Genomic DNA, 26,477 nt, shown 5'->3' with positions numbered 1-26,477 from the left:
ACTTATATATTCTAATATTCGTCATACTCACCAGCACCAAAATTAAATGTCAGTGAAAAACGCAATGTATTTTCTAACGGACTCTGTATCCTTGATGCTGAAAATAAATATGATAAATCGATATTTATTGTAGTGTATTTAAAACCAGCACCTAATGCAAAAAACTTACGAGCACCTTTATCTTCTGCTTCATTAAAATAACCTGCTCTTAAGGCAAAATTTTCTTGATACGTATACTCAGCACCTAATGCCCAAGTAAATTCTCTAAGCTCTTCACTAAAACCTCCTGGTGCATCACCAAAGGATTGAAAAACTCCATTTAAGAAACTAACATCATTATCTTGTCCTTCAATTATAACATCCTCTTGCGATGCCGCTTCTTGCTCTTCAGTTTGAAAATCGCCATCAGCCTCATTAAAAATGCCGTCTCCATTTGCATCTGTAAAAACTATTCTATCACCTAATTTTGGAGGTGTTGGCACTAATAATTTAGAAACTTCTGCCGTTACTCCTAATTTACTGTACTCATCGAAAATAAAATCGAAACCAGCACCTAATCTTAAATTAGTCGGCTGAAAATTTTCTCTACCACCATCATCATATTTGAATTTAGGTCCTAAGTTTTGAATTGCAAAACCTGCTCTCCAACGACCGTTGAAATCATTATAAGCCTCTTCCTCACTCTGATAATACCCAGTGATATCTGCTCCAAAAGTACTTGCAGAATCAGCATTAGGGTCTACTTGAGCAATTCTTAAATCTGACCTCATGTATCTTACAGCAACAGCCATAGAAAATTGATCAGCAAGTCTTAAAGTATAAGCCACATCAGCTGTAAATTCATTAGGCTTTACATTAAACCCAGGATCATTTTCACTTTGAGTTAAGAGAATATCTCCATAGCTAAAATATTTAAAACTCGCTGAGAAAGCACTATATTCATTTAGTCTATTAAAGTAAGTAACATATCCTAAAGAAATGTCATTAACAAGCTTACTCAAATAAGGAGTATAACTTAAACTTATTCCTGATTTAGCCTCTGAAAACGCATATTTTGCAGGATTCCATTGTTGCGAATATGCATCTACAGACGTTGCCACACCGATATCTCCCATAGCGGCAGATCTTGCATCAGGAGCTATAAGCATAAAAGGTAGTCCTGTTGTTATTACTCTACTATCAGTATCATTGGGTATTATTTGTACTGCATCTTGTGCAAATGCTAGACTTAATGTTACAAAAGCGATAAGGGTTATTGTGTATTTCTTCATGTTCATAATTAGGTTATTAGTACTAATTACTTAGCACTAATTCGTTAGCAAATATAATTTATTATTATAGTATGACAAGTTTTTGAATTTTTTCAACTTGCTTATTTAAACGGCTAGATTTCACTTTTAGTTTATAGACATAGACTCCTTTTCCGATTTTATCGCCAAAATCGTCTCTTCCATCCCATACAATACTACGTGATAATGATGATGAACCACTACCACAGCACTCATCTGCACTTGTTTGACCATTTATGGTTCTTACTAGTTTTCCTGATACTGTGAATATTTGAACAGAAACATCTAAAGGCTCAGAACTATTATGATTAAACCAAAACTCTGTATAATTAACAAATGGGTTTGGATAATTAAGTACATTTTTAACAACTAATTCCTCATCCTTATCAAAGACAGTAAACTGAATTTCAGTTGATGAAGAGTTATTATAAACATCCCAAGCTTTTAACGTTAGCGTATGTAAGCCTGGTTCTAAATCTCTGAATGGGTATGTAACTGTGCCGTTTGTATAGTCATCAACATCTGCCTGATAATAATCATTTAACACTATAGGATTTGTCTCATCTCCATCAATAATTGCCGTAATATCGTGACCTATACCACTTGCTGTATTAATACCATTATCATCTTGAAGTTTTGCCAGTAAACTTGGAGACTCATTTGTAACTCCTCCTGAAACAAAATTTTCGTCATTCATATATAAATTGATTACTGGACCAATATTATCTTCTGGTGCATCTTCATTAATGCCACCAACTTTGATATCAAAATTTGCACCTGTTTGATCAGATAATCCGTTATCTGTTTGAGCATAAAAGCTAACTTTTCCATTACCTACTGGAATACCAATATCTCTTGGCACGACAAAATCGAACTCAAACTGTCCATTTTCTACCGTTGCTTGACCTTTAAAAATGACTTCACCTAATGTGATAAAATCTAAAATTATTGGACCATTATTATCTGTAACACCATCATTAGCTAAGGTCTGTCTATCTATTTGTTTATCAAAAATAGTAGCCGTTAGTGTACCATTATAATTTGATAATAGATTACCGTTAATATCTACAACTTCACCAGCCATCTTTGTGTAACTTAGAGCCTTTAACGTGTCAATAGGCTGTGTAATATCTACATCGTTAACTTTAGTTAATTTAATATCTGGTTTTGGAAATGCCAGTTTCATTGCAGGATCGCCTATCAGAAATATTAATCGTTTCTGAGTAATCCCAGCAATACTATTGTCTATTTTTGTTCTTCTTAATACTTCAGCTACCGAAGGGTATTCATTGTTGTTAAAAGCAAATAAATAATCATTAAACACTTCATTATAAGATACTCCAACAGTAACAAAAATTTGCCGTGTAGAAGTAACAAGTCCTATTGCACCACCATTTTTATTCCAAAAAGTAAACTCACCTGCTGTATCTCTGTTTGGATCATCAAACTTGGTATATTCGCAAGTTATTGTTACAAATAAATTAAACTTACAGATATTGTTAACTTCCTGAGCGTCGAACTTATCGAAAATACGCTCCTTTGCTAAACCATCCTCACCACCATGCCCAAAATAATTAACCACTAAAGCTCCAACTTCAATGACGTCTTTAATGGCTTTGTTTACCTTAGGGTAACGATTACCTGCGGCAGAAGATTCTTGTTCAAAAGCATCGGCATGAATTTTTATAACATTCATAAAAGGATTTTCTGCTTTTATTTCCTCTCCAATGCCATCGGTTGTTTCTTGCAGAATTCTTTCCCATTGCGCATCGACATCATCAGAAATAAGCAATACATTATTTCTCCAATTTCCATAAGCTTCAGGTTGATAATAGGCTTCTATTTTATCTACCATCTCCTTGGCGCGTTGCAGGTCTTCAGCTAAAATTCGCCCAACTGCGATATCCATTCTATCACTATTGCTCATTGAACCTTCATCGTTATCTAACATGGCATAAAAATCATCAGACACAAAAGAGCTTGTTAGATTAAAGCTCGATGTAGAATACCAAGAAGGCACCAAATTGGTATTATTATTCACTCTGTCTTTATAATCATAGGAACCCTCACCAAATAAGCATACATATTTTAACCTATTGCTCGGCACACTAGCATTGTCGTAAACATATTTTATAAAATTTCTTAAGGCTGCTATGTCTTGACTCCCAGAACTAAACTCATTATAAATAGTTTGAAGATCTACAACCTTAACATTAAGGTTATATTGATTTCTGTTAATTTGAGCCAAACGTTCTGCTTGAGACATAAGTTCTGCAGGTGTTAGTATAATGTAATCCACATCTTCAAAAGCACCTTGGTTATTGAGAAATATTGTCCCTTTTAAATTCTGATTTGCTACACTAGATCTCGATTCTTTTTTTGGTTGTAATGCGTTTGAAGTAGAAAAAGCGATATAAGTGCGTTCTTCACCTGAAACAGCCTTAAAACTTAAGTTGCTTAACCCTTCGGGATTTAAAGTGTTAGAAACATTAAACCTATCTGTTATATCCCATATTTCATGAACACCTGAAGCATTTGAAAGATTATACTGCACAATACCTGGTGTGGTTACTACATCATTGTTTTTAAATACTAATTGGTCACCAACATAGGCTAAATTTCTAGTAGCTTCTATATTTATGTAATCTAAATAGGCATTTGCAGACGGATTACCATTATTATTATAATCTAAGGTTACTCTTATTGCATCTGATGACATATTTAAATCACCTCCATAGGCATTTGCGGTACCCAACACAGATCCAGGAGTAATAACACCCAAACCAAGACTAGAAATAAGGTTTCCGTTTATTGTAATGCCCATTGTAGTACCATCGGTTTCTGAAACTGAACCTACTGCGATATCGAATCGTACAGGCTCACTAGTTACTAAATTCGGAAATTGAAAGTCATAAACACGCTGATTTTCAACACCAAAAGCATCACCAAACCAACGTCTACCTAATTTGGCTAAATTATGCTCATCTACTTCATAAAACTGATAATCTTGAAAGGTATTGATTTGTATATCTGCTGCTGCATCTATACTTGGCATTTGCTGAATTCTTTTACCGTTACCAGAACTAATATTTACATAATAATAGGTCTTGTCTGTGTATAAGTTTAAGTTTGTTTGACTCTCTTGGCTATATGTTTTAGGACCTTCACCATAAAATAAGATGTAATCATTATTATCAAAACTTCCATCATCTTCACCAACAAATTTTACAGCGTTTTCTACCAAATCAAAAGGATAATTAGCAGAATTTAATAATGGCAACATCCTTCCTCCATTACCATATATTTTAATATTTCGAGGATCTACAGAATTTGTATTTATTCCTAAACTGTTTAGAAATCCTTTTGACAACCGAAAAACACCAGACTCTTCTATATAAAACCTATACCACTCACCAGAACTTAGTACAGAATTTGTAATGTCTGATTTTGCTACAACCTGAGATCTATTAGCTGTAGTATTATAATTTATAGTGAAGGATTTAATCTTTTTATAAACACCTCTATCCTTAACAATAGGACTTATTTGAAAATAATAGCCGCGTTTGTCTCTTGCATTGGTGTTGTAAAAATTAAATTTTACCGAATTTGGAACAAGATTAGCACTTAAATTTTTAAGACTATTTTGAGTAATCGTTTCGTAAACAACATTAGATAAGGTTACCGAATTTTCATCTACAAAACCTCTGTCTGCATCCCATTGAGAAAAAAACATCAAACCATTTTTGTCGTCATAACTAAAATGTTTCTCATCAAATCCTGGGATAGTTATCTTACCATATTCTGTTTCTAAAACCTTATCACCATTCCATTCAATATTAAATTGTTTTTGTTGCCCAAAAGCGAACAAACCGAACATTATTAGAACAAAAACAGAGCAATTTTTCATTTAAATTTTTTATGATTTAAAAGCCTTATATTCTCAAAAGCAAATACCACTAACCTGATATTGTATAAAATACAGTTGAATAACGGTTAATTTATAGGCTTATTATGGTACTTCAATTTTTATTTCAAAAATACAACAATAATTTATTTTAGTAATCGTTATTAAAGAGCAAAACACATCGTTAAATCGACCAAAAATCCGTTATTGTGTTCAAAAAAAAGGATGAAATGCATATTTTTTTGAATTTTCAAGCAAAAAAAAGTTGTTGGTTTACCTTTAATTGTTATATTGCGGAACTAAAAATTCAACGAGCTTACTTAAACATATGGATATGAAAAATGTCTCAAACCTAAAATTTTTAATTGCACTGACGCTTTGCGCTAGTATTGTTAGTTGTAAACGTAACTCTAACTCAGGCAATGTAGATAGTGCTACAGGATGGAAAATCAACGATAAGAATGGTGGTTTTCAGTACAACACCAGCTTTAAAGAACAAGAAACACCTCCTGGTACAGCTTTTATTGAAGGCGGAACTTTTACAATGGGTAAAGTACAAGACGACCCAATGCACGATTGGAACAACACACCAAACCAACAGCATATCCAATCTTTTTATATGGATGAAGCCGAGGTTACTAACGTAAATTATCTTTATTACCTATACTATCTAAAAAGTGTATATCCACCAGACGATCCTAACTATGCTCTTATATATAAAGGAGCACTTCCTGATACTTTGGTATGGAGAAATCGTTTAGGTTATAACGAAATGATGACAGAAAACTATTTACGTCATCCTGGTTATGCTAATTATCCTGTTGTTGGTGTTAGCTGGATTCAAGCTGTTGAATATGCAAACTGGAGATCTAACCGTGTAGCTGAAATGTCATTACAAGATGCTGGTTACATTAAAAGAGATGCTCATTTAACAGACTTAAATGCAGAAAGTACTTTTGATGTAGATACATATATCAACGCACCAACTGAAACATATGGTGGTAATTCTGAAGTTTTAGAAGGTGGTAAAAGAAGACAACAAACTGATGCTGACGGTAACCCAATTAACGTTTACGCAAATAGAGAAACTGGATTAATTCCTGTAAAATACAGACTTCCAACTGAAGCAGAGTGGGAATATGCCGCTTTAGGTATGAGTGAATTAAGAAGCTATAACGTTTATAGAGGACGTAAAAAATATCCTTGGGATGGACAATATACAAGATCTGGTAAGCGAGTAAATCGTGGTGATCAGTTAGCAAACTTTAAGCAAGGTAAAGGTGACTATGGTGGAATTGCAGGATGGTCTGATGATGGTGCTGATATTACCGCTGAAGTAAAGTCTTACGAGCCTAACGACTATGGTCTTTATGATATGGCTGGTAACGTTGCAGAATGGGTAGCAGATGTTTATCGTCCTATCGTAGATGACGAGTTTAATGACTTTAACTACTATAGAGGTAATGTTTACACAAAGAATGCCTTGAATGAAGATGGTACCGTAAAAATTGTCGAAGTAGATGAAATAGTTTACGACACATTAAGTAACGGTAAAATAATAGCTCGTAATCTTCCAGGAGAAATTGCAAAAGTACCTGTTGATGATGAAGATACATACTTAAGAACTCAGTTTGACAAGAGTGACAACAGAAACTTTAGAGATGGAGACAAGCGCTCCTCGCGTTTATACAGAAATAGTTTTGATGAAGGTGATGACAGAGTTGATGTTACAGGAAAAATGTATAACTCACCTAAACATACTGTTGAAGTAGACTCAGCAAATGGCGGACTTATTAGACAATACGATAAGTCTAACAGCAGAACATCTTTAATCAATGATGAAGTAAGAGTTTATAAAGGTGGTTCTTGGAGAGATAGAGCATATTGGATAGATCCTGCTCAACGTCGTTACTTCCCACAAGATATGGCAACAGACTATATTGGGTTTAGATGTGCAGTTTCTCGAGTAGGTTCAAAATCTGTAAAATCTCAAAAGAAACGTAACTAAATTAGACATTAAATAATATTAAAAAAGTCCTGATAAATTTATCAGGACTTTTTTATTTTTAGGCTTATGGAAATAGCATCAATTTATAAAAAGTTTGAAGCCTGTGCTTCTGTATCTACAGATACCAGAAAGATTAATAAAAACGATATGTACTTCGCCTTAAAAGGCGCTAATTTTGACGGCAATAAGTTTGTAAATAAAGCATTTGAAAGTGGTGCAAAATACTGTGTGGTTGATGATAAAAATGCTGTAATAAATGACAGCTGCATATTAGTAGATGACGTTTTATCGACACTTCAAAGTTTGGCCAATTACCACAGAAAAACAATTAACACACCTATTATATCTCTCACAGGTAGCAATGGAAAAACAACAACGAAAGAATTGATTAGAGCAGTACTTTCAACAACATTCAAGGTTAATGCCACCAAAGGCAACCTCAACAACCACATAGGTGTTCCCCTTACCTTGTTATCATTTACAAAGGACTTAGATTTTGGCATTGTTGAAATGGGTGCCAACCATCAAAAAGAAATTGAATTTTTGTGTAACATTGCGGAACCCGATTTTGGATTAATCACAAATTTTGGAAAAGCACACCTTGAAGGATTTGGTGGGGAAGAAGGCGTTATTAAAGGTAAATCTGAATTGTATGATTATATAAAAGTAAATAAAAAAATCGCTTTTATAAACTCGGATGACACCAAACAAGTAAAGCAGATTAGTAATTATCAGAATATCATAACATTTGGGAAAGCTAAAGAAAACGACTGTACTGTTGAGTTTAAAAGTGCTGATCCATTTGTAAACTTAAACTATAAAAATATTGAAATTGAAAGTCAACTTATAGGAGATTATAATTATGGTAATATTGCTGTGGCAGTAGCAATTGGTCAACATTTTAATGTACCATCTGAAAATATTAAAAACGCAATAGAAAGTTACCAACCAAATAACAATCGCTCTGAAATTATTCATAGAGGCTCTACAAAAATTATTTTAGACGCATACAATGCCAACCCAACAAGTATGTTGGCTGCTCTTAAAAATCTAAAACAGCTCAATGCAGAACATAAATACCTTTTTCTTGGTGATATGTTTGAGCTAGGTAAAGAAGCTGAAAAAGAGCATCAAGCTATCGCCAATCTTACAGAAGACAATTTTGACGAAAACATCTTTCTGGTTGGTGAAAATTTCTATAAAACCACAACCAAATCATCAACTAAAAAATTCAAAAGTTTTGAAGATTTAAAGCCTCTTTTAAAAAGTTTAGATTTAAGCAATTCTACGATTTTAATTAAAGGGTCTAGAGGAATGGCTTTAGAACGGATCTTAGAATTCCTATAAAATTTAAAAATCCAAGTCAAGATCTTGGATTTACTCAATTTAAGTGGGTCATACTGGATTCGAACCAGTGACTTCTACCCTGTCAAGGTAACACTCTGAACCAACTGAGTTAATGACCCTTATATAAACAAAAAAAGTTCACATTTCAGTGAACTTTTGTGGGCGCGAAGGGATTCGAACCCCTGACCCCTTGGGTGTAAACCAAGTGCTCTGAACCAACTGAGCTACGCGCCCTAATTATTAGGACTGCAAAGATAGACTAGTTTTTAATATCTCAAAATATTTTTTTAAAAAAAATCAAATTATTTCTGCCACTACAAAAGTACTTCCGCCGACGTAAATTAAATCGTCCGTATTTGCATTTAGCTTTGCAGTATGTAGTGCTTCATTTACAGAAGAATAAGAATTACCTGTAAACCCTTTGTTAAGAAAATACTCCTTCAGGAATTCTTCATCTTGTCCACGCTGCACATTTGGTTTACAAAAGTAATATGAAGCTTGTTTTGGCAATAAGGATATAATTCCGTCTAAGTCTTTATCGCTTACCACTCCAAAAACAATATGTAGCTTATTGTAGGATTCAGCTTGCAATTGTTGCATTGTGTAACTTAAACCTTCCTTATTATGAGCTGTATCGCAAACAATTTTAGGTCGTCGCTGAAGAATTTGCCAACGTCCTTGTAATCCGGAATTTTTAACGACGTTAAGCAATCCTTTTTTTAAGTTTAAATTTGAAATATCGTAACCCAATTGCCTGAGCACTGTAACAGATTGTATAACCGTTTTTTTGTTGTGTTCTTGGTAAGAACCTTTTAAATCACTTTCTAAAACTTCTTCAACCAATTGATCTGCAAAATATATTTCGGAGTTTGTAGACTTTGCCTTAGATGAAAACACCTCTTTGGTTTCATCTTGTGTTTGGCCAATTACAACAGGTATATTCTGTTTTATAATTCCTGCTTTTTCACCTGCAATTTTTTCGAGTGTATCTCCTAAAAACTGCATATGATCAAAACCAATGTTGGTAATTACAGAGAGCTCTGGAGTAATGATATTTGTTGAATCTAATCGACCGCCTAAACCAACTTCGATAATGGCGACATCAACCTTTTGCTTTGCAAAATAATCGAAAGCCATACCAACAGTCATTTCAAAAAAAGACAAATTATTAGATTCTAAAAAAGTTTTATTTCGCTTTATAAAACCAATAACAAATTGCTTAGAAACGACTTGTCCATTTATCTTAATTCGTTCTCTAAAATCTTTTAAATGAGGTGATGTATAAAGCCCAACGTTATAACCTGCTTCCTGAAGTATGGACGCCAACATATGGCTTGTAGAGCCTTTTCCGTTAGTACCACCAACATGAATAGATTTAAAATGTTGTTCTGGATGATTTAGGTGTGCTGAAAGTTTTAGCGTATTAGATAAATCTTTTTTAAAAGCAGAGTTACCCTTGTTTTGATACATTGGCAGTTGTTGAAACATCCAATTAACTGTATCAGTATATTTCATTGATTATTTATTGACCGATATCAAAGTTAATACTCACAAAACCTACCTGAGTAGCAGGTGCGTTTGAATCTGCTGGCCATTTGTGAGACATTGCGATTTTTTTAGCTGGTTCTAACAAACATGGTGCTGTATTAGTCGTACCTCTAATTCCTGGAGTAGCTTTAACAACTTTTCCTTGTCTGTTAACTTCTATTCTTACGACAACTAAACCATATTCGTTACAATCTTGCTTGTAAATTTGACGAGAAGGTTTTCCTCGACCACCAAGTCCATAACCAACTCCTCCTTTTCCTGGTCCTGAACCACCAAAATAACTAGGTGCATAAGGGTCGCCATCTAACTGTCCTTTATTTCCTCCTACGTTATCATCTCCTTCACCTCCATCGTCATTACCTTTTGAGTTTTTTACACCTCCAATAAGATTATCAAGATTTTTTACTTTCTCCGCTTCTTCACGTTTTTTGCGTTCTTCAGCTTCACGTTTTTCTTTTGCGATTCGTTCTGCTTCGGCTTTGGCCTTTGCTTCTGCATCTGCTTTAGCTTTAGCCTCAGCTTCCTTTTGTTTTTTTATGGCAATAGCTTCGGCTTCTTCTTGTGTTAAAACATCTTCTGCTTTTGGTGTAGATTCTGCTGGCTCAGTAGGTGTTACTTCAGCTTCTTGTGGCTGAGACTCTTCAACAACTTCTTCTGTAACAGCTTCTCTGGGTTGACTTAGTGGTTTGCTACCACTACCAACATCTGTAGTTCCAAAATTAACAGCAACACCATATTCTTCTGGTGGATCTAAATATTGCGGACCAACAAAAAACAACAACAAAAACAACAACAGAGCAATAAGAACTGTTATCCTAGCTGCATTACGTTGATGTATGGTCTCTAAATATTTCACTTTACTCTGGTACTTTCAATTCTATTATGGCATTTCAAAAATAATGCCGCTAATTAGATTTTACTGCTAAAGTAGATTTTATCTTATTTCTATTAGCAATATCCATAATGTAAACAACATGCTTTAGATCAACATTTTCGTCTGAACGTATTGTTATAGTTCTAGAATCTGAATTTCCTAATTTAGATAACACTTCAGTCTCTAACTGACTTTTAGGCACTTGCTTCATATCTACAAAATACTGAAGATCTTTGTTTACACTTACAGATACGTTTTTAGTTTGAGTTGTTTTACTAGTTGAACTCGGTAATAACAAATCTATTGCTTCAGCAGAAACCAATGTCGATGCTATCATAAAGAATATTAACAACAAGAATACAATATCTGTCATAGACGACATATTGAATTCTGGTGTTACTTTATTTCTTCCTCTAATATTCATAATTAGATTGGTTCGTTTAAGTGATCTAAAAACTCTACAGAGTTAGCTTCCATTTGGTACACAACTTTGTTGGTTCTTACCACCAAGTGATTGTACGCTACATAAGCAACAATACCAACTATTAATCCACCTACTGTAGTTGTCATTGCTGTATATAGTCCATCTGCTAAAGATTTAATATCTATTGAACCACCTGAGTTGGCAATTTCAAAAATTGATAAAATCATACCTATTACAGTTCCTAAAAACCCTATCATAGGTGCCACTCCAGAAATTGTTGCTAGTATACTAACATGCTTTTCTAGGCTATAAATCTCTAATCTACCAGCGTTCTCAATGGCTGTATTTATATCTTCTAAAGGCTTACCAATTCTGGTAATACCCTTACCTATTAATCGAGATACTGGTGAATTTTGCTGCGCACACAACATCTGAGCAGAGTCTATCTTACCATTACTCACATGGTCTTTAATTTGATTCATAAAGTTTGAATCTACTTTTGAAGCTGCTTTGATGGCAAAAATTCTTTCAAAATAAATATATGTTGCAGCAATAAGAAGTATAAATAACACAAGGATAATTACAATTCCTGAAGGTCCTCCACTTGTAATTAGCTCTATAATAGAAAGCGTTTTTTCTACTTGTTCGCCTGAGGTTCCATCAGCTAAAACTTCTACACCATCTTGAATATTACTTAGTAATATCATATAATAAATTTTAAGTTATTTAAGTTGTTGTTAAATATAACGCTAAGTTTTTAACTTAAGTATATTAAAAAACTACTCTTGTTACCATAAAGGCTGCGGCACCTGCTAAAAATCCAATAAGTGCTAACCAAGAAATTTTCTTTAAATACCAGAAAAAGTCAATCTTTTCCATACCCATTGCTACAACACCAGCCGCAGAACCAATAATTAACATACTACCACCAGTACCTGCAGAATATGCTATAAAGTGCCATAATTCGTTATCCATTGGTTCAGAAAACATTCCTAAACTAGCTGCAACTAAAGGTACGTTGTCGATTACTGCCGAGCCAACACCTAGTAATAATACTACTAAGTCTGACACTCCCTCTCCATGATATTCTGTACCTAGCATTGGCATAGAGTTCTGTAAACTATCTGCAAAACCAAATAAAATTCCTAGCGACTCTAAAGCTGCAACTGCCATTAATATTCCTAAGAAGAATAAGATACTTGGCAATTCTATTTTAGAAAGTGAGTAATGCACAGGACTATGGCTTGCGTGCGAATCATGTTCCGATGTTTCTGCTGATGAAATTGCAAACTTAGAATTACTGTATACTTCTGCAAAAATAGCCACCACACCAAGCGAAAGCATCATACCTACATATGGAGGTAAATGCGTAATTACTTTAAAAACTGGAACAAATATAATTGCACCTAGGCCTAAGAATAACATAGTAGAACTAAACTTATTCTTTGGTTTATTATCCTCTTCTTGTAATTCTACTGTACCCTTAAATGCAGGAAGTAAGGACGCTATAAAAGTTGGCACTGCCATACATAATACAGAAGGTATAAACAAATATGAGAATAACTTACCTGTAGATACCTTATCTCCTATCCAAAGCATTGTTGTTGTAACATCTCCGATAGGTGACCATGCACCACCTGCATTTGCGGCAATAATAATTAAACCTGCAAACCAAATTCTTACGTCTCTGTCTTTTACAATTTTTTGTAATATTGAAATTAAAACAATTGTAGCTGTTAGGTTATCTATAATAGCTGATAAGATAAAAGCTAAAATTGAAAACATCCATAGTAACTTCTTTCTACTGTTGAAGTTTACTGCTGACTTAATCGTTGAGAAACCATCAAAATAATCTATGATTTCAACTATGGTCATTGCTCCTAGAAGGAACACCAAAATCTCAGCTGTTTTGCCTAAATGATGAAGTAAAGTCTCTTCCATAAGATGCATTTTATCTTCATGATTTAAGAGACCAAAATTTTCCATTAGACTATGTTTGGCAGAATCAAACCACTGCGTAAAATCATCAATTCCAAGAGATATTAATGCCCAACTTATAGCCATCATTACAAGGGCTGGGATTAGTTTATCTATTTTAATATTATGCTCTAACGTAATGGCTAAGTAACCAAATACAAATACGAGAATTATTACGGTTTCCATATATTAAGGGATATGTTTATATTAATTGTCTTAGTGCAATTTCAAATGCGGTTTCACTAATTCCGACTCCAGTAGGGTTGTTATCTTTAACTTCTTTAAGGGCTTTTTTAATAACATCTGAAGTGTCATTAAAAATTGCTTCGTCTGTCATTAAAACCTTGCGTTCCATAAAATAAGCAAATACCCTTGCCATTCCACAATTAGAAATAAAATCAGGAATTAAGCTTACTTTTTGGTCTGTATGTTCCATTATTGGACCAAAGAAAATCTCTTTGTCAGCAAAAGGTACATTTGCGCCACAGGTTATAACTTCAAGACCAGTATCTATCATCTTGTCAATCTGCTCTTTTGTTACCAATCTAGATGCAGCACATGGTGCAAATATTTCAGTCTCTAATGACCATATTTTTTGATTGATTTCATCAAATGGAATAAGGCTATCAGCCACAAGTGTATTACCATTTTTGTTAAGATAAAGATTGGTAATTTCTTCAAAAGAGAAACCTTCTTCTCTAATAAGACCACCTACTCTATCTATAATACCAACAACTTTAGCTCCCATTTGCGCAAAATAAAATGCAGCAGCAGCACCAACATTACCAAACCCTTGAACTACCACACGTTTTCCTTTTATAGAGTTTCCATCTATATCATAAAAATGTTTGGCAGCAACGGCAACACCATATCCAGTAATCATGTCTGCTACTGTATATTTTCTAGACACATCTGGAGAATATTCAGGATTTTCAATAACCTTTATTACCCCTTGTCTTAACTGACCTATTCTGTTGATTTTATCTGCTTGGGTTGGCTTAAAATGGCCTTCAAAAACACCTTCTTGTGGATGCCATACACCACTTTCTTCTGTAATAGGAATAACTTCGTGTATTTCATCTACATTAAGATCTCCACCTGTTCCGTAGTAACTTTTTAACAAAGGTGAAACCGCTGCATACCAACGTTCTAAAACACCTTTTTTTCTAGGATCTTGCGGGTCAAAGTTTATTCCAGATTTTGCTCCTCCAATTGCCGGACCAGATACTGTAAATTTAACTTCCATAGTTTTAGCTAAAGATAGAACCTCATTCATATCTAAGCCTTTACGCATTCTGGTTCCGCCTCCAGCAGCACCTCCTCTTAATGAATTTATAACCGTCCAGCCTTCTGCCTCGGTTTCTGGATCGTTCCAATGGAACACTATTTCTGGGGATTTATCTTCGTACTTCTGAAGTAACTCTTTTATCAATTTTAGTAAGTTTTTATTTGTAACAAATATAAAAAACTAAAAACCCTAAAAAGTGAATTAAATATTAATTTTAAGATTTAGGATTTAAAATTTTTCCTGAAGAATGATCTTGCTTTGCTCCTGTAACGCTTTTAAGGCAGTTAACTTCATTTCTAACTCTAAGAATACCCAATAGGCCAAATACTAGAGCCTCCTTAAATTCAATTATTTGGCTATCAGGAATTATAATTTTAGACTTCGTTTTTAATTTAAGTCGTTCTATTAAAAAATCATTGTAAGCTCCTCCGCCTGTAATGAGTATACTTTTTGCTTCATCTTTTAAAACTAAAGCTATTTGTATCGAAATATGTTCAGTAAAAGTTCTTAGTATATCTTCGGTCTTAAGCTCTAATCTATCAATAATAGGAAAGACATGTGTTTTCACCCATTCTAAGCCTAACGATTTTGGCGCAGATTGTTTATAAAATTCGAGTTGATTTAATTGGTTTAACAAGCCTTCGTGTACTTTTCCGCACGACGCAATTTTTCCGCGATCATCATATTCTAAGTTAATTTTTGAAACAAAATGATTAATCACAATATTAACTGGGCAAATATCGAAAGCTATTCGTTTTTCATTTTCTTCAAATGAGACATTGGCAAACCCACCTAAATTCAAACAATAATCATAGTTATAAAAAAGCAACCTATCACCTATTGGCACTAACGGAGCGCCTTGTCCACCGAATTCAACATCTTGTACTCTAAAATCGCAAATAACTTTTTGTTGTAATTTATCTGCTAAAACCGTTCTATTTCCTATTTGATAAGTAAGCTTGTTTTCGGGTTGATGAAGTGCTGTATGTCCATGGGAAGACACAAAGTCTATCTCATTAAGGTTGTACTTAGCTATGAAAGTCTTTATTACGTTCGCCAAATACTTGGAATAAGCGATATCTAATTCTCTTAATTCTTCAAGAGATTTGTTTACAAGATTGCTTAAATCAGTTTTCCATTTGGTTGAGTATTTTAGAGTTTCCGCATGATGAATTTTGAAGCTCCAATCCTTATGAAAATTATAAACTGCATAAATAATATCTATACCATCTAATGAGGTACCAGACATTACAGCTACAACTTTATATTCAGTTTTTATCATATTAGTAAAAATAATATTACTTATTGAAAATACAGCAAGAAAGCGTTATCTTTGCATGAATTTTTTAACAAATCAATAATTAATTTACTATATGGATTTTAGCTTAACTGAAGAACATTTAATGATTCGTGATGCTGCCAGAGATTTTGCTCAAACAGAATTACTTCCTGGTGTTATAGAACGTGATAATACACAAACTTTTCCGGACGAATTAGTTCGTAAAATGGGCGAATTAGGATTTATGGGAATTATGGTAGACCCAAAGTATGGTGGTAGTGGTATGGACGCTATTTCCTATGTATTAATTATGGAAGAGTTATCTAAAATCGATGCTTCTGCTTCGGTAATGGTATCTGTAAATAATTCTTTGGTTTGTTATGGTCTTGAGGCATTTGGTACTGAAGAGCAAAAACAAAAATACCTCACAAAACTAGCTACTGGAGAGCAAATTGGCGCTTTTTGTTTAAGTGAACCTGAAGCAGGTAGTGACGCAACATCGCAAAGAACAACTGCAATTGATATGGGTGATCATTATGTAATTAATGGTACAAAAAACTGGATTACCAATGGTGGTCGTTCTGATGTTTACTTGGTAATTGCGCAAACAGACAGAGAAAAAGGTCACAGAGGAATCAATGCATTTATTGTTGAAAAAGGCACTCCTGGTTTTGATATTGGTCCTAAAGAAGATAAGCTTGGTATTAGAGGAAGTGATACACATACACTTCAATTTAACGATGTTAAAGTACCAAAAGAAAACAGAATTGGTGAAGACGGATTTGGTTTTAAATTTGCAATGAAAACACTTTCTGGTGGACGTATTGGTATTGCTGCACAAGCTTTAGGTATTGCTTCTGGAGCTTACGAGTTAGCTTTAAAATACAGTAAAGAGCGTAAAGCTTTTGGTACCGAAATTTGTAACCACCAAGCTATTGCTTTTAAACTTGCAGATATGTATACTGAAATTGAAGCCGCACGTATGTTAGTAATGAAAGCTGCTTGGGATAAAGACCAAGGGAATAATTACGATATGTCTAGTGCTATGGCAAAATTATACGCTAGTAAAGTTGCAATGGAACAAACGGTTGAAGCTGTACAAATACATGGTGGAAATGGTTTTGTAAAAGAATACCACGTAGAGCGTTTAATGCGTGATGCAAAAATCACTCAGATTTATGAAGGTACTTCTGAAATCCAAAAGATTGTAATTTCTAGAGGTGTTATTAAAGAATAATATTTCAATTATATAAAATTGAAAAGGCTTCGCATATAATGTTGAAGCCTTTTTTATTGTCATAATCTAAAAACTATTTTATTGGCAATTCTAGAATTACCTTAGTGCCTTTTGGTTTATTGTTAGAATCTTTTAAATCTACAAAACGTAACGTAAATTTATTTTTAAAGTCCTTTACAAAATTGGTTAATCTTTCTTTTGTAAGATTTAAACCTAGGGATTTCCGCTTAATAACTTTATTCTCTTTTATATGTGCAGATTGCTCTCTGCCAATTCCATTGTCTATAATTTTAATTAAGACAAAATCGCTAGATTCTTTTGTTACCTCTATATCAATTTGCTTCTTCCCTTTTTTAGAAGACAGTCCGTGCCAAATAGAGTTTTCTATAAATGGCTGCAGAACTAATGACGGCAATCTTATAGAGTGCAAATCTATATCGTCATCAATATAAGTATTTAAAACTATCTCATTAGAAAAACGAATATTCTCTATACTAAAATATAATTCTATAGTTTCAATTTCTTCTGCTAATGAGACTTCTTTTGTTTTTGAAGCTTCTAATATCTTTCGAATTAATTTTGCGAATTTGTTTAGATAGAAAACAGCTTGCTTTTGCTCATTAGTTATAATATACTGCTTGATTGAGTTTAAAGAATTAAATACAAAATGAGGATTCATTTGACTTCTTAAAATATCTTGCTCTAAAGTTAAAATGTGTTTTTCGTTTTGAAGAAACCTCTGTCTGTATAGAATGTATGATATTATTATAATAAGAAAAAGCACTAGACAACTAGCCACAAGTATGTTTTTATTTTTGCGATAACGTAATTTTTCAATTTCTCTTTCTTGCTCAATAGACTTTAGCTTGTCACTTATCTTCTCAGTATCATATTTTATTATAATGTCATTTACATATTGAAAGTTTTTCTCTTTTCTTAATTCATCCGAAAAATCACGAGATAATTGTTCATATTCATAGGCTTTTTCGTAATCTCCCTCCTTTTCTGCCAACAACGCTAAATATCTATAATTCTCTTCTAAACTGCTTTTAAAGCTATATTCTGTTGCTAACTCTTCACTTTTATTTAAATAATATTTAGCCTTTTTGTAATTCTCCGTTTTTAAATAAGCCCATCCCAGACTAGAATAAACTCCTGTTAAATGAAATTTATCTCGTAAATCATTGGCTTCTTTTAAAATCGAAGTCATAAGCTCTATTGCTTCTTCATCCTTATTTTTTTTAATGAAAATGCCACCTATACTACTATTACAAATAACCTTTCCTAATTTAGAATTTATCTCAGTATTATACTCTAGAGATTTTTGGTAATACTCTAAGGCTTCGTCTAACTTACCTAGACCTTCTTTTGCATAGCCAATATTATGATAGTTTATGGCCAAGCCCAATTTGTTATCTACTTCTTTTTCAATCTTAAGAGATTTAGAAAAACGTTCAATAGCAATTTCAAATTGATCTAGAGCTAAATAAATATTACCCATACTGTTCAAAGAAACTGCAATACTTTTCTTTATTGACCCTGTCCTTGGATCAACTTTCTCTGCAATTGCAAGCGCTTCTTGATGATAGTCTAACGCTGTACGTATGGCATCTGTTCTACGGTATACAACACCAAGCATATTAAGACCAATAATATCTAGATCTGTATAGTTATTTGCTCTTGCTAAATTAACAGACTCGTTGTGGTAATTAATTGCCTTATCGTATTGTGAGGTGTTTCTGCAATATATACCCATTAAATTTGCAGCATAGGCTTGACCGAAAGTGTAATTTCTCTTCTGTGATTTCTTGTAGAAAGAATCAATTACAAGAGAATCATTTGAGAATGGCTTTAATAAATTATTTACAGCTTCATAATTCTGTACTTTAGCATTTATTAAGCTATCTATAACTTTCTCTTGCGCCTTTACATGACTCAAAGTAAGTATTGTGATTAACAAACCACACAAAAAAGTTGAGGGATGGTTTTTAAGTGTCATATTTTATTTAAAAACTCTTTTCTTTTCATTCTTGAGATGGGAATCTTATGGTTGCCCTCTAAAACAACATATCCATCAGACTTAACATACTCATTTATCTTATCAAGATTAACAATATAAGAGTTATGAATTCTAAAAAAATGGTTGTCGGGAAGTATTTGGTTAACCTCTTTTAACTTCTTAGTAAGTAATATTTTCTTAGAATTGCTAAGATAAAATGTACTATAATTTCCGTCTGACTCCGCAAACACTATGTCAGATATATTGAGAAATATTAGTTTTCCGTCAGTATTGACAGTAATTTTTTTATCACTTACTTGTTTACTATAATTCTCTAAAATGCGTTCTAATTTATCTGAAATAAGATTATTATTTTCAATTTGATTTCTAACTTTTTCTATAGCTATTGTAAGGTCATCTATATCAACTGGTTTTAAAAGATAATCTATAGCTTGTGCTTTTATTGCTTTTATGGCATACTCATCATATGCAGTAGTAATAATAACAGCAAAATCTTTTGATTCAATCTTATTTAAAAATTGAAAACCATCCATGGTAGGCATTTCTATATCAAGAAATATACAATCTATGTGATTATGCTTTATAAAGTCTAACGCTTTATTGGGCTCTGTAAATTTATCCAAAACCTCTATCTGATCACAAAAATTTTCTAATTCCCAAGCTAAACTATCTAGTGCTTTAGACTCATCATCAATAAGTATAGTTTTTAACATTTCTGTTCACTTTAAAAAATGTAATATAAATATACAGTTTTAATGACTGTTATATGGAAGATATATTATAACTGGTATAAAAAAATGTGCCTTTGGTTAAATTCTGAGATTAAAACTCTCGTATAGATTTAATCAAATTACCATTCATACAATTTTTATAACCAACTACACAAGCACATGGTTAGGTGATTTAAATAGGCTATAAATTTATCCTTAATTAACCAATAAATTAAATCATGAAACTACGTTTATTACTTATCCCCTTCTTGTTGTGTTTTTATTTTTCTAATGCTAATAATATTCAAGTTAACAATATATCTCTAGAGAATTTAAATGAAGTCTCTAATTGGGTACACGTAGAGTTTGATCTAGCTTGGGAAAACTCCTGGCGTATTAGTTCTGGCCCTTCTAATTGGGATGCTGCTTGGGTTTTTGTAAAGTATAGAGTAAATAACGGAGCATGGACTCACGGTATTGTAAGTCAAGCAAATTCTGTTGCTCCTGTTGGTGCTACAATGGATGTAACATCTGATGGTATGGGTGCGTTTATATATAGAGACGCTAATGGTAGTGGTGATGTAAACTTTCAAGACATCCAATTACGTTGGAATTTTGGTTCCACAGACACCGACGATATTATTGACATTCAAGTATTTGCTATAGAAATGGTATATGTTCCTGAAGGTGCTTTTTACTTAGGAGGAACTACAGGTAATGAATCTAATAAGTTTCATGCTGGAGGTTTTTCAACAAGTTCATCCTATCAGGTTACTTCTGAAAATGCCATCACTATTGCCAATACTTCTGGAAACTTGTATTATACTGGAGACAATGCGAGTGGTGGAGATCAATCCGGAACTTTAGGCGCTCAGTACCCTAAAGGATTTGGCGCCTTTTATTGTATGAAATATGAAGTAACAGAGTCTCAATGGCTAGGGTTCTTCAATAGTTTGACCGAAACTCAAAAAACAAATCGAGATTTAACCGATGCCAGTCACAAAAATAGTGATGGTGTTATAAGTCGAAATACTATTTCTTGGACAGGCGGTTCGGCAAGTGCTACCACTTCTGCACCAGACAGAGCTTGTAGCTACATTAGCCCAGGAGATATGAACGCATATATGGATTGGACAGGAATGCGCCCAATGACAGAGTTAGAATATGAAAAAGCATGTCGTGGCCCCGTTCTTCCAAAACCAGGTGAGTTTGCTTGGGGAAGTTCCAATATTGCTTCCAATGCATACACACTAGTAAACTCAGGTTTTTCAAGTGAACGAGTCTCAAATCCAGAAACCAATACAGGTAATGCAATTTATTCAGACACAAACGGAACCATCAGTGGTCCCTTACGTAATGGAGTCTTTGCTGCAAGTGCTGTAAACAACAATCGTGAAGAAACTGGTGGCACATATTACGGAATAATGGAAATGTCTGGTAACTTATATGAGCGTTGTGTTTCTGTAGGAACTTCCCAAGGAAGAAACTTTACAGGTGTACATGGAAATGGAATTATAAGCTCTACCGGAAACGGAACTGCCGTTAACTGGCCAAACAACTCTACCGGTGATGGATATAGTTATAGAGGTGGAAGTTGGTTAAATGGATCTGACTTTATTAGAGTTTCTGACAGATTTGACGGAGCATCAGTGATTGGAACTGGAAACAATCGTTTAGGGTTTAGAGCTGTTAGAACTGCACCATAAGATGAAAAAAAGAATTCTCTTTTTATTATTTACTATTTCCCTAATGTATAGTATACAAGTTGATGCACAGTTGTATGAAGGCTCTAATGGTGATGGATATACCGATAGATTAATATCATCCATTACACTCACAAATCTTTCTCTCGATATTTTATATGAAGGAAGTAATGGCGATGGGTTTTCGAGTAAACTACTGCCTGCAATTACTTTAAATAATACACCTTTAACTATATTATACGAAGGAGGTAATAGTGATGGGTTTGATAAAAAAATATTATCAGCAACTACATTAGATAATACTCAACTTATTGTATTATACGAGGGTAGTAATGGTGATGGTTTTTCAAACAGAATATTATCAGCTACCACTTTAGACAACACATCTCTTTCGGCTTTATACAATGGTGGCAATGGTGATGGTTTTGATATAAAAATACTATTGGCTACTACATTAGACAATACCTCTTTAGTGGTATTATACGAAGGAGGTAATGGTGATGGGTTTGATATAAAGGCATTAAATGCAACAACTTTAGAAAATACAACACTAGCAATTTTATACGCAGGCGGAAATGGTGACGGCTTTTCATTAAACCAAGAGATTGTCTATCTAGATCCTAATCAACTAGTTGATTTATTACTTAACATCAAAGTCATACTCCAAGGTCCTTCATTATCACCGATAACACCAAATTTAATGAATGATGACTTGAGGAGTAATGCTTACATTCCTTCGATAAGTCCTTATTCAGATTTATTAGCAATCAACCCAAACGTTTTTAATACTGGTGGAGCTACTGGTAATGGAAACCCAGAAGATGACATTGTAGATTGGGTTTGGTTAGAAATACGAAGCAATACTGATAACACCAATGTTATAAATTCTCGTTCAGCCTTATTACAACGTGATGGTGATATTGTTGATTTAGACGGGCTATCAAACATTATAATAGAAGGATTAACGGATAATTATTTTGTTGTTGTAAATCATAGAAATCATTTAGGAATAATGACTAATAATCCTATAGGTTTATCTAGTTCATTGACAACATTGAATTTCACTAATAATACTACACCAACTTTTGGAAATAATGCCCAAGTTCTACTTAATAATGGTAGTATGGCTATGTGGGCAGGAGATGCAAATGGAGATAATAATATTCGTTTTTCTGGTAGTGATAACGATGCTAATGTTATTAAAGATTTAGTATTAATGGATCCGCTAAATATTCTCAATTTACTAACATTCTCATCACCTGGCTATTTTAATGATGATATTAACATGGACGGAAACACGAAATTTTCAGGAGTCAATAATGATAGTAACATCATTAAAGATAACGTTTTATCATTCCCACTTAATATTTTAAATCTAGCAACATTTACTATACAAGAAACAGTTCCTGAAGAAAACTAAACTTAAAAAAACACAAAATGAAGAAAATTTACACACTAATTTTATTTGCAATTATATCCATTTTTGGATACAGCCAAGGTTATGAATTTGGGATTGTACACAATTCAAATTATAACTTTTCAATTGTAGCTATACCCGATTTTACATCCTCTGGAAATACTGACATATCAGATATCGGCTTTGCTTTAATGCTACCTACTGGCAATAACGATATTATTACAGTTAGTCAATTCAATACAAGAACATGGAGTGTTACTGAAGTTCCTGCTTCAACATTAAGTAGTTTTGGGCTAGGAGATGGAACTAGAGATGCATTTGTATTTAATTTACCTCCAGGACAAACACTTTTATCACATACAACTAGCGAACAGATTGAGCTAGTAAATTTTGATGTTAGTAACAGCCCTACTTCGGGTTTCTTAGAAATTTTATCTAATACAGATAGTATAGCAATGGGCTTAGGTGGTACTGTTGACAGTTTTTATAATAGTAATATTGATAATACTGTTACACAAGATTATTTTCTAGGCCTTGTTAGTGGTCAAGAAAATTTTTCCTTTGCAACATTAAGCATTGAAGATAATACTTATGTTGATTTAGAAGAATTAACTATTCATCCTAACCCATCAACAAGTTATTTTAATGTAATCACAGATTTAGATATTGATTTAGTTGAACTATTTGATTTAACAGGAAAAATGGTTCTAAGTGTAAAAAACACAAGGACAATAGACATAGAAGATTTAGCTAGTGGTGTATATCTTTCAAAGATATATTATAACAACACATATACTTCTCGTAAAATAATTAAGGAATAAAACCATTACAATTAGTTAGTTTTTTAAACATTGAAGCTCATTATTTCTAATGAGCTTTTTTAATTAGTTAACTCATTTAAAACCAATCTAATTTCACCGTAACTATATTTATTATCCAGTTGATGTTTTAAATCTGAAAGTGTATCAAACGTTTGTTTTGGTATTAACTCTTTTAATTCTTGATAATGCGCTTTTGGCATTAAATCGGAAATTTTAATTTCACCTGTTTTAATGAATTTAGCTAAATGACCAAAAATTGTATTTTCATTTAATTCTCTAAGGTGACCAATTTCTTCTATGGTTTTTCCTTCTTTAAAAAGTACTAAAGACTCTTTTTGTGTGTCGCCTTTTTTACGTTTTGGCTTTTTTTCTTCTACAAACGCAAATTGATTAGCATCTGAAGTGTCAATATCATTCTCTTCACAATACCCTCTAATTACGGTTAAAATATCATTTCCATACTTTTCAACTCGCACTTTACCAAAACCATTGACTTGAAGAAGTTCTTGTTTTGTCGTTGGTAAAGTTTCGCAAATTTCGTAAAGTGCTTTTTGAGTGAATATTTGATAGTGAATTAAATCGTGTTCTTGCGCTAGTGTATTTCTTAACTCTCTTAACAGTTCAAATAACTCGATATTTGTTGTACCATCAATAACAGTTTTTCTTAGTTTTTTTGGTTTGTCTTTAGTTAGAAAGACCGATTTAGCTCTTAAACCTAAAAACTTATTGACTTCAAATCCTTCTTTCAACTCAGAAAAATAGAGTTTTTTAGTCGCTATAAGTTCTTCAATAGTATCTAATTGTTTGCTAATATCTTTATCTAAAGCTTTGTTATCTGTACTAAAACTAAAGTTTTTATATACGTCAATAATCTTAGTTTTAGTTTCTTCAGTAAAATAACTTATAGCCTTTTTAAAACGCTCTTGGATAACAGAATCGTTTTCTGGCAACTTATTTTGCGCTAATTCTTTTAATTGAATTTTAAATGAATTTGCTATTTTCAATAAGTTTGTAGCACAATCCTTTATACTGGTTAAAGGTTGCTCTAGGTTACCTTCAATACTTCCTCTATTTTTATAATAAATATCTAAAACTCTATTTAAGGGATATATAAATTGAAAAAAATCAAAAACTTCTGAAATTAATTGAAGCTGAAAGATTGATTTTGATTGTTCCAATTCTTTTTCATCAGGTTGGTTTTCTTCAGCTCGTTTGGTAAAGTTTAAAACATTGGTATCACTTATAATATGACTGGAATCAATCTTACTTTTTAAGACTAAACCTTCTAAAGATTTACATCTGCTTAAGGCAACATAAGTTTGACCATGTGCGAAAGCACCTTCCGCATCAATAACAGCTTTTTCAAAAGTTAATCCTTGACTTTTATGGATTGTAATTGACCAAGCTAAGCGTAAAGGTATCTGCTTGTAACTACCAATTTTGTCCTCAGTTATAGCGTCTGTTTCTTTATCTACTTTGTAGGTAATGTTTTCCCAAGTTTCAGGTTTTGTAATAATTGTAAAATCATCATCAGGACATTTTACAACAACTTCATCTTTATCTAAATGAATAACTTTTCCTATTTTACCATTAAAATAACGCTTTTCTAGTGAGCTATCGTTTTTAATAAACATGACTTGTGCACCTACTTTTAATACTAATTTATCCTCGTTCGGATAAGAATGTTCAGGAAACTTACCTTCAACTTTAGCTGAATAGCTAACTAATTTTGTTGACAGTTTATCTAATTCTGATTTATTAACTTGATCGGCTTTTTGGTTGTGAGTAGTTAAAAATATATAGCCTTCGTTTTCTGAAGGTGAAAAATTTGAATCAAATCGTTTATTAAGTTCTTCTATTGAATTTTTAGATAAATTATTAGATCTTATTTCATTTAAAATATGAATAAACTTAGGATTATCTTGTCTGTATATGTGCTTTAATTCAACCGTTATAGGGTTACAATATTGATACGCATGGCTACTAAAAAAATAAGCGTTATTGTAGAATGGTTTGAGAAGTTCCCATTCATTATCTCTTACAACAGGTGACAACTGTTGTAAATCACCAATCATAAGAACTTGAACACCACCAAAAACTTGATTTCTATTTTTATAGCGTCTTAGAATTTTATCAATAGCATCTAATAAATCTGCTCTAACCATACTAATTTCATCAATCACCAATAAGTCCAACGATTTAATGATATTAATTTTTGTTTTACTGAACTTATTTTTAAATCCATTATTACCAGAAAGCATATCATCAGGTAGTATAGGTCCAAAAGGTAATTGAAAGAATGAATGAATAGTAACGCCTTTAGCATTAATTGCTGCTACACCTGTAGGTGCAACAATAACCATTCTTTTAAGTGAATTTAATTTTAATCTATGAAGAAACGTAGTCTTTCCTGTTCCAGCTTTACCTGTTAAAAAAATATTTCGTTGACTTTTATTTACGAAATCCCAAGCTAATTGTAACTCTTTATTATTATTCATTGATGGTAAAAATAACCATTTAATAGTTAAAGAGTAACTTAAAGGTATTGGTTAATAAGAAATAATAAACAACAAAAAAACCCTTACTATTAACTAGTAAGGGTTTTCAAAAAAGGCGGCGACCTACTCTTCC

Annotated in this window: 18 protein-coding genes and 2 tRNA genes; 6 read left to right on the top strand and 14 right to left on the bottom strand. The window is 32.9% G+C overall.

What is annotated here, in order from left to right:
* Positions 1 to 11: 11 nt before the first annotated feature.
* Positions 12 to 1,271: a type IX secretion system outer membrane channel protein PorV gene (gene porV, locus V1468_RS14065; RefSeq protein ID WP_331810858.1), complete on the bottom strand. Its 1,260-nt coding sequence runs from the start codon at positions 1,269 to 1,271 to the stop codon at positions 12 to 14.
* 64 nt (positions 1,272 to 1,335) lie between these two features.
* Entirely contained in the window at positions 1,336 to 5,196 is a 3,861-nt protein-coding gene (gene porU, locus V1468_RS14060; protein ID WP_331810857.1) for a type IX secretion system sortase PorU, read from the bottom strand.
* Between the two features lie 325 nt (positions 5,197 to 5,521).
* Here porU and gldJ point away from each other — a divergent pair, with 325 nt between their 5' ends.
* Entirely contained in the window at positions 5,522 to 7,201 is a 1,680-nt protein-coding gene (gene gldJ / locus V1468_RS14055) for a gliding motility lipoprotein GldJ (protein ID WP_331810856.1), read from the top strand.
* 66 nt (positions 7,202 to 7,267) lie between these two features.
* The gene (locus V1468_RS14050; RefSeq protein WP_331810855.1) at positions 7,268 to 8,548 is read left to right on the top strand and encodes a UDP-N-acetylmuramoyl-tripeptide--D-alanyl-D-alanine ligase; all 1,281 of its coding nucleotides are present in this window, start codon (positions 7,268 to 7,270) and stop codon (positions 8,546 to 8,548) included.
* Between the two features lie 44 nt (positions 8,549 to 8,592).
* On the opposite strand, the gene V1468_RS14045 is transcribed toward V1468_RS14050, so the two are convergent.
* From V1468_RS14045 to V1468_RS14005, 9 genes are all read right to left on the bottom strand, one after another.
* Positions 8,593 to 8,667: transfer RNA gene (locus V1468_RS14045), tRNA-Val, on the bottom strand.
* 40 nt (positions 8,668 to 8,707) lie between these two features.
* A tRNA-Val gene (locus V1468_RS14040) sits at positions 8,708 to 8,782 on the bottom strand.
* Between the two features lie 63 nt (positions 8,783 to 8,845).
* Positions 8,846 to 10,063: a bifunctional folylpolyglutamate synthase/dihydrofolate synthase gene (locus tag V1468_RS14035; RefSeq protein ID WP_331810854.1), complete on the bottom strand. Its 1,218-nt coding sequence runs from the start codon at positions 10,061 to 10,063 to the stop codon at positions 8,846 to 8,848.
* Between the two features lie 7 nt (positions 10,064 to 10,070).
* Entirely contained in the window at positions 10,071 to 10,952 is an 882-nt protein-coding gene (locus tag V1468_RS14030; RefSeq protein ID WP_331810853.1) for an energy transducer TonB, read from the bottom strand.
* Between the two features lie 49 nt (positions 10,953 to 11,001).
* Positions 11,002 to 11,394, bottom strand: a complete 393-nt coding sequence (locus V1468_RS14025; protein WP_331810852.1) for an ExbD/TolR family protein — start codon at positions 11,392 to 11,394, stop codon at positions 11,002 to 11,004.
* A 2-nt stretch (positions 11,395 to 11,396) separates the two neighbouring features.
* A complete protein-coding gene (locus tag V1468_RS14020) occupies positions 11,397 to 12,101 on the bottom strand; it encodes a MotA/TolQ/ExbB proton channel family protein (RefSeq protein ID WP_331810851.1) in 705 nt (234 codons plus the stop codon).
* Positions 12,102 to 12,165: 64 nt separating this feature from the next.
* The gene (nhaD, locus tag V1468_RS14015) at positions 12,166 to 13,557 is read right to left on the bottom strand and encodes a sodium:proton antiporter NhaD (RefSeq protein WP_331810850.1); all 1,392 of its coding nucleotides are present in this window, start codon (positions 13,555 to 13,557) and stop codon (positions 12,166 to 12,168) included.
* Between the two features lie 16 nt (positions 13,558 to 13,573).
* The gene (locus V1468_RS14010) at positions 13,574 to 14,800 is read right to left on the bottom strand and encodes a Glu/Leu/Phe/Val dehydrogenase dimerization domain-containing protein (RefSeq protein ID WP_331810991.1); all 1,227 of its coding nucleotides are present in this window, start codon (positions 14,798 to 14,800) and stop codon (positions 13,574 to 13,576) included.
* A gap of 73 nt (positions 14,801 to 14,873) precedes the next feature.
* Positions 14,874 to 15,941 (bottom strand): anhydro-N-acetylmuramic acid kinase, encoded by a 1,068-nt coding sequence (locus V1468_RS14005; protein WP_331810849.1) that lies wholly within the window; start codon positions 15,939 to 15,941, stop codon positions 14,874 to 14,876.
* Between the two features lie 91 nt (positions 15,942 to 16,032).
* Here V1468_RS14005 and V1468_RS14000 point away from each other — a divergent pair, with 91 nt between their 5' ends.
* Positions 16,033 to 17,175 (top strand): acyl-CoA dehydrogenase, encoded by a 1,143-nt coding sequence (locus tag V1468_RS14000; protein ID WP_331810848.1) that lies wholly within the window; start codon positions 16,033 to 16,035, stop codon positions 17,173 to 17,175.
* A 73-nt stretch (positions 17,176 to 17,248) separates the two neighbouring features.
* Here V1468_RS14000 and V1468_RS13995 read toward each other — a convergent pair whose 3' ends face one another.
* On the bottom strand, positions 17,249 to 19,174 hold the full coding sequence (locus V1468_RS13995; RefSeq protein ID WP_331810847.1) for a tetratricopeptide repeat-containing sensor histidine kinase: 1,926 nt from the start codon (positions 19,172 to 19,174) through the stop codon (positions 17,249 to 17,251).
* Positions 19,171 to 19,908, bottom strand: coding sequence for a LytR/AlgR family response regulator transcription factor (locus tag V1468_RS13990; RefSeq protein WP_331810846.1), 738 nt, complete (start codon positions 19,906 to 19,908; stop codon positions 19,171 to 19,173). The genes V1468_RS13995 and V1468_RS13990 overlap by 4 nt, the downstream gene beginning before the upstream one ends.
* A gap of 236 nt (positions 19,909 to 20,144) precedes the next feature.
* Between V1468_RS13990 and V1468_RS13985 the strand changes: the two genes are divergently transcribed.
* Genes V1468_RS13985 through V1468_RS13975 form a run of 3 tightly spaced genes read left to right on the top strand, consistent with a single transcriptional unit; the run spans position 20,145 to position 23,846 of the window.
* Positions 20,145 to 21,611 carry an SUMF1/EgtB/PvdO family nonheme iron enzyme gene (locus V1468_RS13985; RefSeq protein ID WP_331810845.1) on the top strand — a complete coding sequence of 489 codons (1,467 nt, stop codon included), beginning with the start codon at positions 20,145 to 20,147 and terminating at the stop codon, positions 21,609 to 21,611.
* 1 nt (position 21,612) lies between these two features.
* The gene (locus V1468_RS13980) at positions 21,613 to 23,028 is read left to right on the top strand and encodes a hypothetical protein (RefSeq protein ID WP_331810844.1); all 1,416 of its coding nucleotides are present in this window, start codon (positions 21,613 to 21,615) and stop codon (positions 23,026 to 23,028) included.
* Positions 23,029 to 23,045: 17 nt separating this feature from the next.
* On the top strand, positions 23,046 to 23,846 hold the full coding sequence (locus V1468_RS13975) for a T9SS type A sorting domain-containing protein (protein ID WP_331810843.1): 801 nt from the start codon (positions 23,046 to 23,048) through the stop codon (positions 23,844 to 23,846).
* Positions 23,847 to 23,905: 59 nt separating this feature from the next.
* Here the strand turns inward: V1468_RS13975 and V1468_RS13970 are convergent, their stop codons facing one another.
* Complete coding sequence (locus tag V1468_RS13970) at positions 23,906 to 26,344, bottom strand: helix-turn-helix domain-containing protein (RefSeq protein ID WP_331810842.1); 2,439 nt, start codon at positions 26,342 to 26,344, stop codon at positions 23,906 to 23,908.
* Positions 26,345 to 26,477 lie beyond the last annotated feature (133 nt).

Source organism: Winogradskyella poriferorum (assembly GCF_036553625.1).
Classification (GTDB): Bacteria; Bacteroidota; Bacteroidia; order Flavobacteriales; family Flavobacteriaceae; genus Winogradskyella; species Winogradskyella poriferorum.
The sequence above is the reverse complement of the archived record's forward strand: the minus strand, read 5'-3'. Positions and strand labels throughout refer to the sequence as shown.

Excerpts from the sequence above, each read along its gene's own strand:
- porV (WP_331810858.1), bottom strand. The coding sequence starts at position 1,271 with ATGAAGAAATACACAATAACCCTTATCGCTTTTGTAACATTAAGTCTA.
- porU (WP_331810857.1), bottom strand. The coding sequence starts at position 5,196 with ATGAAAAATTGCTCTGTTTTTGTTCTAATAATGTTCGGTTTGTTCGCT.
- gldJ (WP_331810856.1), top strand. The coding sequence starts at position 5,522 with ATGGATATGAAAAATGTCTCAAACCTAAAATTTTTAATTGCACTGACG.
- V1468_RS14050 (WP_331810855.1), top strand. The coding sequence starts at position 7,268 with ATGGAAATAGCATCAATTTATAAAAAGTTTGAAGCCTGTGCTTCTGTA.
- V1468_RS14035 (WP_331810854.1), bottom strand. The coding sequence starts at position 10,063 with ATGAAATATACTGATACAGTTAATTGGATGTTTCAACAACTGCCAATG.
- V1468_RS14025 (WP_331810852.1), bottom strand. The coding sequence starts at position 11,394 with ATGAATATTAGAGGAAGAAATAAAGTAACACCAGAATTCAATATGTCG.
- V1468_RS14020 (WP_331810851.1), bottom strand. The coding sequence starts at position 12,101 with ATGATATTACTAAGTAATATTCAAGATGGTGTAGAAGTTTTAGCTGAT.
- nhaD (WP_331810850.1), bottom strand. The coding sequence starts at position 13,557 with ATGGAAACCGTAATAATTCTCGTATTTGTATTTGGTTACTTAGCCATT.
- V1468_RS14005 (WP_331810849.1), bottom strand. The coding sequence starts at position 15,941 with ATGATAAAAACTGAATATAAAGTTGTAGCTGTAATGTCTGGTACCTCA.
- V1468_RS14000 (WP_331810848.1), top strand. The coding sequence starts at position 16,033 with ATGGATTTTAGCTTAACTGAAGAACATTTAATGATTCGTGATGCTGCC.
- V1468_RS13995 (WP_331810847.1), bottom strand. The coding sequence starts at position 19,174 with ATGACACTTAAAAACCATCCCTCAACTTTTTTGTGTGGTTTGTTAATC.
- V1468_RS13990 (WP_331810846.1), bottom strand. The coding sequence starts at position 19,908 with ATGTTAAAAACTATACTTATTGATGATGAGTCTAAAGCACTAGATAGT.
- V1468_RS13985 (WP_331810845.1), top strand. The coding sequence starts at position 20,145 with ATGAAACTACGTTTATTACTTATCCCCTTCTTGTTGTGTTTTTATTTT.
- V1468_RS13980 (WP_331810844.1), top strand. The coding sequence starts at position 21,613 with ATGAAAAAAAGAATTCTCTTTTTATTATTTACTATTTCCCTAATGTAT.
- V1468_RS13975 (WP_331810843.1), top strand. The coding sequence starts at position 23,046 with ATGAAGAAAATTTACACACTAATTTTATTTGCAATTATATCCATTTTT.
- V1468_RS13970 (WP_331810842.1), bottom strand. The coding sequence starts at position 26,344 with ATGAATAATAATAAAGAGTTACAATTAGCTTGGGATTTCGTAAATAAA.